This window comes from Marinobacter sp. B-12 (genome assembly GCF_056857915.1).
This window is the reverse complement of sequence record NZ_JBSXOB010000048.1, coordinates 20,077-32,374: the sequence shown is the minus strand read 5'-3', so window position 1 is coordinate 32,374 and position 12,298 is coordinate 20,077. Positions and strand designations below refer to the sequence as shown.

General features: G+C 54.6%; 11 protein-coding genes and 3 pseudogenes. 1 reads left to right on the top strand and 13 read right to left on the bottom strand.

Annotated features, from left to right (window positions below; genetic code table 11):
• Window positions 1-124: 124 nt before the first annotated feature.
• The 12 genes and pseudogenes from AC13D2_RS08680 to AC13D2_RS08625 all read right to left on the bottom strand — a co-directional run bounded on the left by AC13D2_RS08680 (window position 125) and on the right by AC13D2_RS08625 (window position 11,651).
• Window positions 125-334 carry a hypothetical protein gene (locus tag AC13D2_RS08680; protein WP_482938483.1) on the bottom strand — a complete coding sequence of 70 codons (210 nt, stop codon included), beginning with the start codon at window positions 332-334 and terminating at the stop codon, window positions 125-127.
• 13 nt (window positions 335-347) lie between these two features.
• The gene (locus tag AC13D2_RS08675) at window positions 348-1,580 is read right to left on the bottom strand and encodes a TolC family protein (protein WP_482938482.1); all 1,233 of its coding nucleotides are present in this window, start codon (window positions 1,578-1,580) and stop codon (window positions 348-350) included.
• Entirely contained in the window at window positions 1,577-4,723 is a 3,147-nt protein-coding gene (locus AC13D2_RS08670) for an efflux RND transporter permease subunit (protein ID WP_482938481.1), read from the bottom strand. The genes AC13D2_RS08675 and AC13D2_RS08670 overlap by 4 nt, the downstream gene beginning before the upstream one ends.
• Window positions 4,724-4,783: 60 nt before the next feature.
• Complete coding sequence (locus tag AC13D2_RS08665; protein WP_300499554.1) at window positions 4,784-5,125, bottom strand: copper-binding protein; 342 nt, start codon at window positions 5,123-5,125, stop codon at window positions 4,784-4,786.
• A 15-nt stretch (window positions 5,126-5,140) separates the two neighbouring features.
• Window positions 5,141-6,625 (bottom strand): efflux RND transporter periplasmic adaptor subunit, encoded by a 1,485-nt coding sequence (locus AC13D2_RS08660; RefSeq protein WP_300499556.1) that lies wholly within the window; start codon window positions 6,623-6,625, stop codon window positions 5,141-5,143.
• A gap of 86 nt (window positions 6,626-6,711) precedes the next feature.
• A complete protein-coding gene (locus AC13D2_RS08655; protein ID WP_482938480.1) occupies window positions 6,712-7,107 on the bottom strand; it encodes a hypothetical protein in 396 nt (131 codons plus the stop codon).
• Between the two features lie 94 nt (window positions 7,108-7,201).
• Window positions 7,202-7,603, bottom strand: coding sequence for a MerR family transcriptional regulator (locus tag AC13D2_RS08650; protein ID WP_300499582.1), 402 nt, complete (start codon window positions 7,601-7,603; stop codon window positions 7,202-7,204).
• A 52-nt stretch (window positions 7,604-7,655) separates the two neighbouring features.
• Window positions 7,656-8,387 carry a class I SAM-dependent methyltransferase gene (locus tag AC13D2_RS08645; protein WP_482938479.1) on the bottom strand — a complete coding sequence of 244 codons (732 nt, stop codon included), beginning with the start codon at window positions 8,385-8,387 and terminating at the stop codon, window positions 7,656-7,658.
• 247 nt (window positions 8,388-8,634) lie between these two features.
• Window positions 8,635-9,306 (bottom strand): methyltransferase family protein, encoded by a 672-nt coding sequence (locus tag AC13D2_RS08640; protein WP_482938478.1) that lies wholly within the window; start codon window positions 9,304-9,306, stop codon window positions 8,635-8,637.
• 42 nt (window positions 9,307-9,348) lie between these two features.
• Window positions 9,349-10,152, bottom strand: coding sequence for a prolipoprotein diacylglyceryl transferase (gene lgt / locus AC13D2_RS08635; RefSeq protein ID WP_300499568.1), 804 nt, complete (start codon window positions 10,150-10,152; stop codon window positions 9,349-9,351).
• Window positions 10,153-10,232: 80 nt separating this feature from the next.
• Complete coding sequence (locus AC13D2_RS08630) at window positions 10,233-10,871, bottom strand: peroxiredoxin (protein ID WP_482938477.1); 639 nt, start codon at window positions 10,869-10,871, stop codon at window positions 10,233-10,235.
• A gap of 247 nt (window positions 10,872-11,118) precedes the next feature.
• Window positions 11,119-11,651: pseudogene (locus AC13D2_RS08625) on the bottom strand (cation efflux transmembrane domain-containing protein).
• A gap of 94 nt (window positions 11,652-11,745) precedes the next feature.
• Here AC13D2_RS08625 and AC13D2_RS08620 point away from each other — a divergent pair.
• Window positions 11,746-11,949, top strand: a pseudogene (locus AC13D2_RS08620) (MerR family transcriptional regulator); the annotation flags it as partial.
• Between the two features lie 40 nt (window positions 11,950-11,989).
• On the opposite strand, the pseudogene AC13D2_RS08615 reads toward AC13D2_RS08620, so the two are convergent.
• Window positions 11,990-12,185 (bottom strand): annotated as a pseudogene (locus AC13D2_RS08615) (transposase); the annotation flags it as partial.
• Window positions 12,186-12,298 lie beyond the last annotated feature (113 nt).

Genomic DNA, 12,298 nt, shown 5'->3' with positions numbered 1-12,298 from the left:
TAAAAATATATCGGCGGTAAACGCAAGGGTTATGCAGATGACATCGGGGTAATGTGAAAACTGCCATGTTGCGGAGCATGGCAGTGAATCTGGCTTTGCTTTGCAGATTTAAACGGTGTCGCCGTTAACGGTTTCGCAAGTACTTGATCAGTGACAGGATGCCCAGAATCAGGAGCGTGATCAGCAGCAGTGGCATAATCATCATGGGCAGCATCATCCAGCCCATGCCAGACATCATCGAGTTGCAGGCTTCCCAGAACCCAGTCTCCGGGGCCGCTAGCGCAACCCCAGGAAACAGAATCAGCGTTGATAGCATTGCCAGTAATCGTGTCATGGTGACTCCCCTTTTAATTTGATACACCGGTGGTTTGCATTGGTCGCAAGGCTTCGTATCGTGCCCTGGCACTGAACAGGTCACGAATGACCGCTTCACGAGCGAGTTTTACGCCCGTGAGCTGTCTTGCGCTATCTATGGCATCCTCCAGCTTGCCAGTGCCAATCGCCAACTCGCTCAGGCTGGCTTCCCAATGGGCGAGCTGGGTGGGAAGGTGTCGATGATCAAGAATTTCCAGACGGTCGTAGCCTGCGTTAACGGCCGCTTTCACGTCGCCAATCGACGCCAGCAAATCGCGGTGTGTCTGAGTGGTTTGCCACTGTCGCTGGGACACCTCGGCTGTCGCCCGGCGAACCGCACTTTTTTGTCGTTGTCCGCTAAGCGGTACCTGTATCCCCACGCCCAGGATCCAGCGTTTGCTTTCGTCAGCCCACAGGCTGTTGTAGCCGGCACTGGCTGTAAAAACGGGTCTTCGGTTTGCTTCTGCAACGTCCAGTCTGGCCCTGGCCTCAGCAGTTCGGGCCTCAGCGGCCTGAATCAGCGGGTGTTGGGTTCCGGTGAGGGTGTCCGCCATCATCGGAGTACGGGCGGGCATGTGCAACACCAGTTCTGATGATTGCGGTCTGCGCCCCAACATAGGAATAAGGCTGACAGAAAGTCGAGCCTGATCGGCCTGCAGCTCAACCAGTTGCGCGTCCAACGCATCCAGTTCCGCTTCTGCCCTGAGCAACTCACTTTGTGTAGCTTGGCCATACTCCAATCTCTGCTGGGTTATGTCGACTAGTTGTTCCACCAGGGCGCGGGTCTCGTGATGCAACTCAATCGCCCGTTCCGAATACCACAAGCGGGCATAAGCCTGCTTGACAGAAGCGGTCAGTTTCCTTGACTGCCAGAGAGTGTCCTGTCTCGCAGCACGCACGCCCGCTTCCGAGGCTCCTCGGGACGCCGACAACTGATCCGGCCAGGGCAGCTTCTGACTAACCTCGAATCGGTGCCCAACCGTGTTGGAGCCCTCCAGAGTTTCGGGCGCGATTCCGTATTTGACGACTGGGTCGGCCCAGGTATCTGACCCTTCCACTTCGGCCTGCGCAGCTTCGATTGCGACTCGCTGGGCACTAAGGGAGGCGTTATTGGCGAGCGCCTCCGCAACCCATTCATCCACTGTTTCACTGGGTTCTGCAAAAGCCGGGATAGAAAATACTATAAACACCGATATAACGGCTTTGAGCCCATTAAGATTAATCATTGGATCACTCCTTTTCTGGCGAGTTTTTTCAGCCGGGCGCGTTGCCAGAGATAGAAAATCACAGGAATAAGCAGCAGGGTCAGAACCAAGGTAGTGACCATGCCACCAATCATCGGGCCAGCGATTCTCTGCATCACTTCCGAACCGGTGCCGCCGCCCAGCATAATGGGCACCAGACCAGCAACAATGGCGGAGAAGGTCATCATGATCGGGCGAACCCGCTGCGCAGCACCGTCACTGATCGCCTGACGCAGGCGATCCGCGGACAGCTCCCATGGCTGATGATCGACGCTCTCCAAAGCGTTATGCAGGGACTGATTCAGGTATACCAGCATCAGCACACCGATTTCCACTGCCACTCCGGCCAGAGCGATAAAGCCGACAGCAACAGCCACGGACAGGTTGTAGCCCAGCAGGTACATCAGCCAGATGCCGCCAATCATACCGAACGGCAGGGTACCCAATATAATACCCACCTCGGTCATGTTGCGGAAATTCAGGTACAGCAGGATCACGATAATCGCCAGGGTCAGCGGTACCACCAGTGTTAAGCGTTCCTTTGCACGTTGCATGTACTCATACTGGCCGGACCAGGTCAGGGAGTAGCCAGCAGGCAGATCCACCTGCTCTCGCACCACCGACTGAGCCTCTCTGACCCAACTGCCAAGATCCCGACCTGCAATGTCCACCAGGGTCCAGCCATTGAGGCGGGCATTTTCCGATTTGATCATGGGAGGTCCCCGGTCGACCCGGATATCGGCCACATCAGCCAAGGCAACGCGCTGCCCATTGGGAGTAACGATGGGAAGCAGGCGCATTTGTTCCACCGAGTCCCGGTAACCCTGAGGGTAGCGCAGGTTAATAGGGTATCGCTCCAGGCCCTCCACGGTACTGGCTACATTCATGCCGCCAATGGCAGTACGCACCACCGACTGAACGTCTGAGATATTCAGGCCGAAACGGGCGGCGGCCTCGCGCTGGATATCCACCTTGATGTAGCGCCCGCCCGCCACTCGCTCGGAAAAGGCAGACGCGGTGCCAGGTATCTCGGACAACACCCGCTCCAGCTCCTCCCCGATGCCCTGGATCACGCTCAGGTCTGGCCCTGCCACCTTGATGCCTACCGGGGTTTTAATGCCGGTGGAGAGCATGTCGATGCGGGTTTTGATCGGCATGACCCAGGCATTGGTAAGGCCGGGAAGCCTGACCGTTTCGTCCAGTTCACGGCGCAGGGATTCCGGTGTCACACCAGGGCGCCATTGGTCCCGGGGTTTGAACTGGATAAACGTCTCAACCATGGTCAGCGGTGCTGGATCCGTGGCGGTGTCAGCGCGGCCAATCTTGCCAAACACCGTTTCCACTTCAGGGATACTGGCAATCAGCTTGTCAGTCTGCTGCAGAATTTGCCGGGCCTTACCGATAGAAATACCGGGATAAGTCGTCGGCATGTACATCAGATCCCCTTCGTCCAGGGGCGGCATAAACTCACTGCCCAACTTATTGGCAGGCCAGAACCCGATTATCAAAATAACCAGACCACCCGCGAGCATCAGCACAGGCCGACGCAGCACCCAATCAATAGCTGGCTTGTAAAGAAAAATCAGCAGCCGGTTGATCGGGTTCCGGTGCTCCGGTATTACCCTGCCACGGATGAAATATCCCATCAGCACCGGCACCAGAGTAATGGCCAACCCCGCTGCGGCTGCCATGGCGTAGGTTTTGGTGAACGCCAATGGCGCGAAAAGTTTGCCTTCCTGGGCCTCCAGAGTGAATACCGGCAAAAAGCTCACGGTGATGATCATCAGCGAGAAAAACAGTGCCGGCCCTACTTCCCCGGCAGCCCGAAACATTACGGCCCATCGGTTTTCTGGTGTCAGCGGGGTTCGCTCCATGTGTTTATGGACGTTTTCAATCATTACGATGGCACCGTCCACCATAGCGCCTATAGCGATAGCGATACCGCCAAGGGACATGATGTTGGCGTTGAGGCCCTGGGCATGCATGACCACAAACGCGGCGAGAATGCCTACTGGCAGGCTGACGATAACCACCAGTGAAGAACGCAGGTGAAACAGGAACACGGCGCAGATCAGAATCACGACCAAGAACTCTTTCAACAGCTTGCCGTAGAGGTTTTCCACCGCATTGTTTATCAAGGTGGAGCGGTCGTACGTGGGTACCACTTCCACACCATCCGGAAGACTGTCTTTGATGTCCTCCAGCCGTTTTTTGACGCCTTCAATCGTGGCCAGAGCATTCTCACCAAAACGCATCACCACGATGCCACCAGCAACTTCTCCTTCTCCGTTCAGTTCGGCAATCCCCCGGCGCATCTGAGGGCCAAGCCGAACATCCGCAACATCCTTCAATAGCAGCGGTTTGCCATTGCTATTGACGCCCAAGGGGATCTGCCGCATGTCCTCTTGGCTCTTCAGGTAACCAGTGACACGCACCATGTATTCCGCCTCAGCCATCTCAACAACCGAAGCACCGGTTTCCTGGTTCGCACTGTTAATGGCAGCGTTGATTCGCTGCAGGGTGATATCATGGGCGCGCAGGCGGTCTGGGTTCACCACCACCTGATACTGCTTGACCATCCCGCCGACGCTGGCCACCTCGGATACGCCGGGCACGGTTTGCAGTTCAAACTTCAGAAACCAGTCCTGAATGGCCCGTAGTTCCGACAGGTCATACTGACCACTGCGGTCTACCAGAGCGTAGGAATAGACCCAGCCAACACCGGTAGCATCCGGCCCCAACTCTGGCTTGGCGGAATCTGGCAGTTGCCCGGCCACCTGACTCAGGTATTCCAGCACCCGGGAACGGGCCCAATACAGGTCGGTGTCATCATCAAAAATCACATAGACGAAGGAATCGCCAAAGAACGAATAACCGCGAACCGTCTTGGCACCCGGCACCGACAGCATGGCGGTAGTGAGTGGGTAGGTCACCTGGTCCTCCACCACCTGAGGTGCCTGGCCTGGATACGGGGTTTTTACGATCACCTGCACATCCGACAGGTCTGGTATGGCGTCGATGGGCGTTTCTTTGACGGAATAGAACCCCCATCCAGTCAGAATCAGGGTGGCGAGCAATACAAAAAATCGGTTATGCAGCGACCACTGGATAATGGCATTAATCATAAGCTGAATCCGGTTTGGTGATGGCTGGAAACGCCCGCATGGCGGCGCCCCGGGCTATCACTACTGTTTACTGATAGACGTCACCTGCTGGCCCTTGCCAGAGGGCGTCAGAATGAAGACAACCGTGTCGCCCTTGCTAAGGCCGTCCAGCACCACCTCAGGCGCTACGGAAAACCCCATGGTCATGCTCGGCCAGCTCAGTTCCGGAATGGGCTCATGATTCAGCGTTACTTTGCGTTTTTCGGTGTTGATTGCGGTGATCACACCCCGGCTCTGGACCGGGCCTGCGGACTCTTTGGTGTCCATGCCGGGCATCGATCCCATGTTGTTATCGGCCGCTACCAGAGCAGACCCCAGAGACAATCCGAACACAACAGCCGTCATCAGTTTTTTCAGTTTCATGGATTCCTCCAGCGGTTATCGCGCATCTTGCGCAGGTTCGATGCGTTCCACGAGATAGCCTTCCGGCGTCTCTCGGAACCCGAAGTTGACAGCCTGATCGGTGGTCAAACCACCTATATCCACGGACTCGGCGAGATCAAATGCCATGGTCATGGCAGGCCAGCCAAGCTGGGGTATCGGGCCATGATCGAGGGTGATTGACGCGTTTCCGGTGTCTAGCTCCATGATCCGGCCAACGCCTTTGATCAGCTCTGACGGCAGGTTGTCTGCAGCGCCATCATTATTTTGGTCTGCTTCAAGTCGCAGCATGGCAGCCTCAAGGCTGGTTTCTGAATCGATCAGGAACTGGGCGGACACCACCACCTGCTGCCCTTCTTTCAGCCCCTCACGAATAACCACCATGTCTCCGGCTTCTTGGCCAATCTTGACAGGCACCGGACGGAAGTACCCGTCACCCTCAGCCAGCAACACATGCTGACTGTCACTTCGCTGAATAAGCGCCGGGCGTGGAATGGTGAGCAGGTTCTCGCCGATGGGGGCCTCCATGGTGAGATTGACAAACATATTGGGGCGCAGGCTGCCCTCGGGATTGGGAACGCGCACCCTGGCCCGCAGAGTCCTCGTCTTCCCATCCAGTTCCGGATATACGTAATCGATAGTACTTTTCCAGTGCACACCCGGCATAGATGGTGTCGTGAATTCAACCGCCTGACCGACTGCAACCAGCCCGGCCTGACGCTCGAAGAATTCCGCAATCACCCACACCGAATCGCGGCTGCCTATCGACATGATTTCAGTATCCGGGCGAACGTACATGCCTGCGCGAACGGGCAGAGCCGCCACATAGCCGGAACCGGGGGAGAATACGGTGATGCGCTCACGCACCTTTCCGGTTTTTTTCAGGTTGTCAATCTGGTCGTCCGTCATTCCCAACGCACGTAACTTACCGCGAGTCGCCTTCGCCTGGGCGCCCCCTCTCAGGCGTTCAGACATCAGGAACTCCTGCTGCGCATTCACCAACTCAGGTGAATAGATCTCATACAACGGCTCACCCCGGCTGACCATTTCTCCCAGTGAGCGGACATGCAGCACCTCGACCCAACCGGCAATACGACTGTGCACTTGGACCAGTTCATCCTCATCGTCAGTAACATAACCCACCGTGCGGACTGGAATGGCAACTGGCCCCTGTGAAACCGCCTGGGTTTTAACTCCGAGGTTGGCCCGGACGGAGGGATTTATCTGCACCCCGCCATCGTCCCGGCTGGTATTTTCTTCATAAACGGGCACCAGATCCATTCCCATGGGGGATTTGCCAGGTTTGTCTCGGCGGTAGTCAGAATCCATGGGGGCCACCCAGTACAAGGGCTCTTTCTCCGACGGTTCCTCAGCCGGACTGCCAGAGTCGGCTAATTCGGACGTTGACATGGTTTGCTGACTAGCGAACCAGCCAAGACCAAAGACCACGACGATACCTATCGCCATCAGGGCAATGCGCATTGATACTTCCTCGTTTAAAGCTTATGACCGCGCGTTCGTGGCCTGCAGCCTGGTATGAACGTGCGAACGAATCGAAAAGGCTCGAATCAGGCTTTTGAAGCGTTGGGGGGGGGGGTCAGGGTGTCGAAGATGACACTGAGGTAATTATCATAAGGATGAAGGAGCTTCAGGCTGGTAACCGGTTGTGTCGGCGCCCCCGATTTTTCAGAAACCAGCGCGCACAACATGGCACCGCAACTGCCTAAACTGGCGGCGAGAGTACAGTCCACCAAGGCCATATCACCACAAGCCATACCCTGCTCGAAATGCCCAGAAAGTTCCTGCAAACCATCGTCGCAGCATGCCATCATCACCATTTGATCGGCTCGGGACTGAGCGTTCGTTGGTTCTGTTGAGAATTGCCCGAACGCCAGCACCGGCTGCATCGCCATGATCAGCAACAACAGGTTAATAATGGCTTTGTGAATTATCGGGCGCGGCAAATGGAGAGTCTCAGGTTATTGAGTTTAAATAAATTTTCGGTATTTTAAGGCACACCAATCACAAAGGTCAAGCGTTCCATTGTCCGGATTGGCATTAGCTCCATCGTTCTATTAATTCTTGGACAGAATGACCATTGGGACTGCCATCAGGCATCTGTTGCCATACCTCAATTGCAGCTTTCATATCGTCACGAAGTCGCTTGAGCTCATTTAATTCCTGCTCCAGTCTGGCAAGGCGATCTGCAAATAGTTCCTTCAAATCGCCGCTGGCGAAGCTTTCATCCATCGTTTGACTCAGAAGGACTTTGATTTCATCCAGACTCAAACCCAGCTTATTAGCCACACGAACAAAACGTAAACGGCACAGGTCTTTCGAACCATACACGTAATAGCCATTCTGAGGATCTTGTCTTGGCCGTAGTAATCCCTCGCGATTATAAAAACGAACAGTGTCCGGAGAGACCTCCGCCACTTTTGCAATTTCTTTGACCTTCATCGTCTCCACATCCCTCTCATGAAAAAACCCGGTACACCCCAGCCCAGCATGATTACTTTGACTCGTGTTCTATCACCACAAAGAACAAATGATCGGTGAATCGAATCTGATTTCCGTCAAGCTGGCCATCGATTTCCAGAATACCCTGCTCAATTTCACCAGAGGTAAAGCCGGCCAGACTCGACATAAACCGGGCCCGAAGCATGGCGTACCAACGTTCCTTCGGCATTTCAACGTAATGTGCTTCTGTATTTGTCACAGAGCTAAGGCTGGAGGCAGCGATTTCTTCGAGGAGAATGTCAAGTTCTGGCTGACTTTCTGAAAACGCCGTCATCCCCCGCTTAAAAAGGGGGAGCTCGGGCAAACTGGGCCGAGTCACCACCAAAACACGGCCGTCGGGTCTTAAACTTGAGCTTATTTTTTTCCAGAAGCTCTGACGATTCCGGACGTGATGGATCGATTCCTTGATAAGAATCCGGTCCAGCGGCACCTGCCTCTGGGCAAAGGTCTCCGCAGATTCACAGTATGTCTGAAGGCCTCGGTACTGCCCTGCGTTCAAGAACATGGCGTCGGAGGGATCCACGCATATGGCATCAGAATCAAGTGGCACACCTAGCTTCAGAAGGTGAGCAAACATACCGGTTCCGCCTCCCAGGTCCGCGAACTTGCTATGCTTGCGCATTCTCAAATGCCCAAGAGTCTTGGCCAGCATCCAGTCCCGGTAGCCATCGGTTAAAAGCCAGAGATCATCATAGTCCCGGGCAATTCCTGAAAAAGCTGTCATCACTATCTCTCCAATGAAGCCACGTCTCAACGTCCTGATCTGCCTTCTGTGTCTGGCCCGGCTATTTATTACACGTCAAAAACAAATATCCCCCTCAACTACCACCACTTTTTAATTTGGCTCTCATCGTTCCCCAACCAGGAAACATCTATTTTACAACCATTACACTCAACAGTGGCTACAAACCTACTGGACGGAAGGCAGTGATATCCAGTGACTGTCCATGGGAACCCGACATCACCTAAGGCTAAGGCTTCTTGGTCGGGTCCAAACCTGAGCTGGACTTGTCGATCACCTTTGTAAGTCGGCCAACTCGCGGAATAAACCTTGGCACTTTCTGCTGATAGGTTCGGTACTCCTCACCAAACCGCTCAATAACCTGTCGTTCTTCGTGCCGTGCGAGCAAGCTGTAGGCAAGGACGATGAGGGGGAACAGGCTAACGGAGAACAGCGTCGGCCAATGCACGATTCCTTCTCCGAACAGAATGAGGAAAAGGCCTGTATACTGCGGGTGTCTCACCAAACCATAGAGTCCATCCTTTGCGAGCCGATTCTGTTGATGCGCACGGTGGAGTTCTCGCCATCCCTGGAGGAAAAGACCGATGCCGACCACCGCCAGACCATAGCCGAGCAGCATCGAGATAAGCATACCCATCTCGCCGACACCGAGCAGTGAGGACCAAAGGTTCGCGCTGAGCTCGCTGCCATCCAAATCGAAGAACCTCACGAGCAAATACACAGTGAGAGGAAAGCCATACATTTCTGCATACAATGCAATAATGAACGCCTGCACTATTCCGGCACTGCCCCACTCGCGCCAGGTACTCGGAGCAAGCCAACGGTACATGACCCATGAGATCAACACGATCATGATTGCCGCTATACCCCAGGCTCCGGAATGAGTAATAGTTTCTGTCATGTCAAATGTCCTTAGTGAGTCAACGTGTAAACAAAACAGCTTTTATCTGGCTATCGCTACCGTTGCGTTATTGATCGGTTGACGTCTTGACCAGGCAATTAATGCAAGGCCTCCAAGGACCATCGGCAGGGTCAACAACTGCCCCATCGTCATCCAGTCAAAGGCGATGAACCCCAACTGCGGGTCGGGGAGGCGAACGAACTCGACCGCAAAACGGAAGACCCCGTAGAGCAACAGGAACAGGCCAGACGTTGCGCCCATCCGGCGAGGATGGCGTGAAAACCACCACAACACGACAAACAGCACGACACCTTCCAATGCAAACTCATAAAGTGACGACGGGTGGCGTGGCGCAGCTCCCATATTGGGAAACACCATGGCCCAAGGGACATCGCTGACCCGCCCCGGAAGCTCGTGATTGATAAAATTACCAAGGCGCCCTGCCCCCAGCCCAATCGGCACCAATGGCGCAATAAAGTCCGTGAGTTGGAAAAATCGCAGGTTCTGCTTACGCGCAAATACCAAGGCTGCAATCAGGACGCCGGTTAAGCCTCCGTGAAAGCTCATGCCCCCTTCCCAGATTTTAAGCAGCCAGAGCGGATTGTCTGCCACTTTGTCAAAGCCGTAGAAGAGCGCATAACCGACGCGGCCGCCGAGAATGACGCCCATTGCACAATAGAAAATCAGTGATTCGACGGTCTCGGCATCCAATCCCAGTCGATGAGCCCGACGACGCCCGAGCCACCACGCTGCGAGAAAACCGACAAGGTACATCAGGCCATACCAATGGATCTGTAGCGGACCTAAAGAGATCGCTATTGGATCGATTTGCGGGTATTGCAGCATTGTTTATCCTGATTAAATGTTTGAAAGTGCCCCCGGGCGCTAATCAAATACATCCGGGGGCAATGTTAGCGGTTTCCGCTTCACTTCCGACCGGGTTGACGGGTAACCCGCAGATACGGCGTCTGCTCATCCCATCCATCGGGGAAGCGCTCTCTGGCGTCGTCGTTGGAAAGCGACGGGACGATAATCACATCCTCGCCGTTTTTCCAGTCAACCGGCGTGGCAACTTTGTGGTTGTGAGTCAGTTGAAGTGAGTCAATGACTCGCAGGATCTCGTCCAGATTGCGCCCGGTGCTGGGCGGATACGTCAGCGTCAGACGTATTTTTTTCGCGGAATCGATAACGAACACCGTACGAACCGTCACCTTGGGGTCGGCTTTTGGATGGATCATTCCGTAAAGGTCTGCAACAACCTGATCCTTGTCCGCCAGGAGCGGAAAATTGAGCCCTGCGCCCTGGGTTTTCTCGATGTCCTTCGCCCAGTCGTTATGTGAATCGAGCGGGTCAACAGACACCCCGATCAGCTTCACACCGCGCCGGGCGAATTCGTCCTTACGCTTGGCGAAGGCACCGAGCTCTGTGGTACAGACTGGCGTGTAGTCTGCGGGGTGTGAAAACAACACGGCCCAATCGCCGCCAAGCCATTCATGAAACTGAATGTTTCCCTCGGTGGATTCCACAGTGAAATCGGGAGCGGTTTCTCCAAGTTGCAATGTCATCGTTTCGTTCTCCTTTGCTTTGGCTGTCTTTATTGGTTCGCCAGCACAGACGGTATCTTTAAAGTTGACTTTAAAGTCAAGGCGTTTGTTGCATTTTTTTCGGCTACATCATTCATGGGATTGTTCGCAACCTGGCTTCAGCCAGTCCTATCCAATTCTGCCTTCGGGACAGGTCAGACGCCGCTATCGGGCCGGAAATAGCCAGCAGGCCATACGGCAAGAGTTTCTTGGCAACGATGGACATTGTTTAACCCTTAAGCGCCAGGATGGGCCTGGCACCGTTGAGTAGGATAATCCCCGCGATGCTGCCGATGATCAGGTCCGGGTAATTGGAGCCAGTCCATGCCACCAAGGCGCCAGCGGTAATGACCCACAGATTGATAACCACATCGTTGACTGAGAATACCCAGCTCGCCTTCATGTGGGCACCGCCCTCCCGATGTTTGGATATCAGCAGCAGATAGGTGGTATTGGTGATCAACGCGACGAACGCAATCCCCATCACTACCAGCCGTTCAGGCTCACTGCCGAAGAAAAAGCGCCTCGCCATCGTGCACAACCCTCAACCTTCCGATCAGACAGGTCGAAAGACAGCCCGCGAACGTCTTCAAAACCTTTCAAGGCCAGGCGAACCATCCGTTCCTCCGAAGGACAATCCATCTTCGGTACCGTATACACACTGATCCAGCTGCCGGACGCTTCAGAGTCCTCCGATCCGGCGTTACCCTCTGCGGGTGTTGCGTCACAGCCACAGGCGTCTTCACAGGATTTACTCGTGATACCGCTCCGCTTGAGTATTGTCGGATTATGATTTAAAACCGTATAGTCACTATAAGGTCAATAAAGCAGATACCATCTGTTGGGGAGAAACCCGATGCGCATTAGTCAGTTGGCACGGTCTGTAGGGGTCGATACCCAGACCATCCGTGTTTATGAACGGGAGGGCTTGTTACCGCCGCCGGATCGTCAGAACAACGGCTAACGAATTTACACTGAACGGCATGTTGAGTGGCTTGCCTTGATCCGGCACTGCAGAATACTCGAGCTGTCACTCATCAACACCCGGATTCAACGGTATTGCGGATAATAATCACGACTCTGAACTTGATCAGTTTCTACCGCAGGCGCTTGAACACGGTATAGGCAAAGTCGGGGAGGACCAGCCGCCACTGATTGCTCAACCACTGGATACTGGAGGTGCGGTCGGCGAACAGCCCCATTTCCTTATCCTTGATTCGGTTTTCCATGTCACCACGAGCACAACACTGTGTAACGTTTGAACCCCTTATCACGACGGGAGCTGATGACGAATCGGGAAGGGGGGGGGGGGGTGAGCGCCGTACTCCAGGCGTGCAACCATTTAACGATGCCTATACCAGCTTCACGCCTTATATCAAAAGCGGAAGGTACTGGAGAAATCCGGGCTA

Bases quoted from the DNA above. Each gene is read 5' to 3' on its own strand.
- AC13D2_RS08645 (WP_482938479.1), bottom strand. From the start codon at position 8,387: ATGACAGCTTTTTCAGGAATTGCCCGGGACTATGATGATCTCTGGCTT.
- AC13D2_RS08665 (WP_300499554.1), bottom strand. From the start codon at position 5,125: ATGAAACTGAAAAAACTGATGACGGCTGTTGTGTTCGGATTGTCTCTG.
- AC13D2_RS08675 (WP_482938482.1), bottom strand. From the start codon at position 1,580: ATGATTAATCTTAATGGGCTCAAAGCCGTTATATCGGTGTTTATAGTA.
- AC13D2_RS08630 (WP_482938477.1), bottom strand. From the start codon at position 10,871: ATGACATTGCAACTTGGAGAAACCGCTCCCGATTTCACTGTGGAATCC.
- AC13D2_RS08670 (WP_482938481.1), bottom strand. From the start codon at position 4,723: ATGATTAATGCCATTATCCAGTGGTCGCTGCATAACCGATTTTTTGTA.
- AC13D2_RS08640 (WP_482938478.1), bottom strand. From the start codon at position 9,306: ATGACAGAAACTATTACTCATTCCGGAGCCTGGGGTATAGCGGCAATC.
- lgt (WP_300499568.1), bottom strand. From the start codon at position 10,152: ATGCTGCAATACCCGCAAATCGATCCAATAGCGATCTCTTTAGGTCCG.
- AC13D2_RS08650 (WP_300499582.1), bottom strand. From the start codon at position 7,603: ATGAAGGTCAAAGAAATTGCAAAAGTGGCGGAGGTCTCTCCGGACACT.
- AC13D2_RS08660 (WP_300499556.1), bottom strand. From the start codon at position 6,625: ATGCGCATTGCCCTGATGGCGATAGGTATCGTCGTGGTCTTTGGTCTT.
- AC13D2_RS08680 (WP_482938483.1), bottom strand. From the start codon at position 334: ATGACACGATTACTGGCAATGCTATCAACGCTGATTCTGTTTCCTGGG.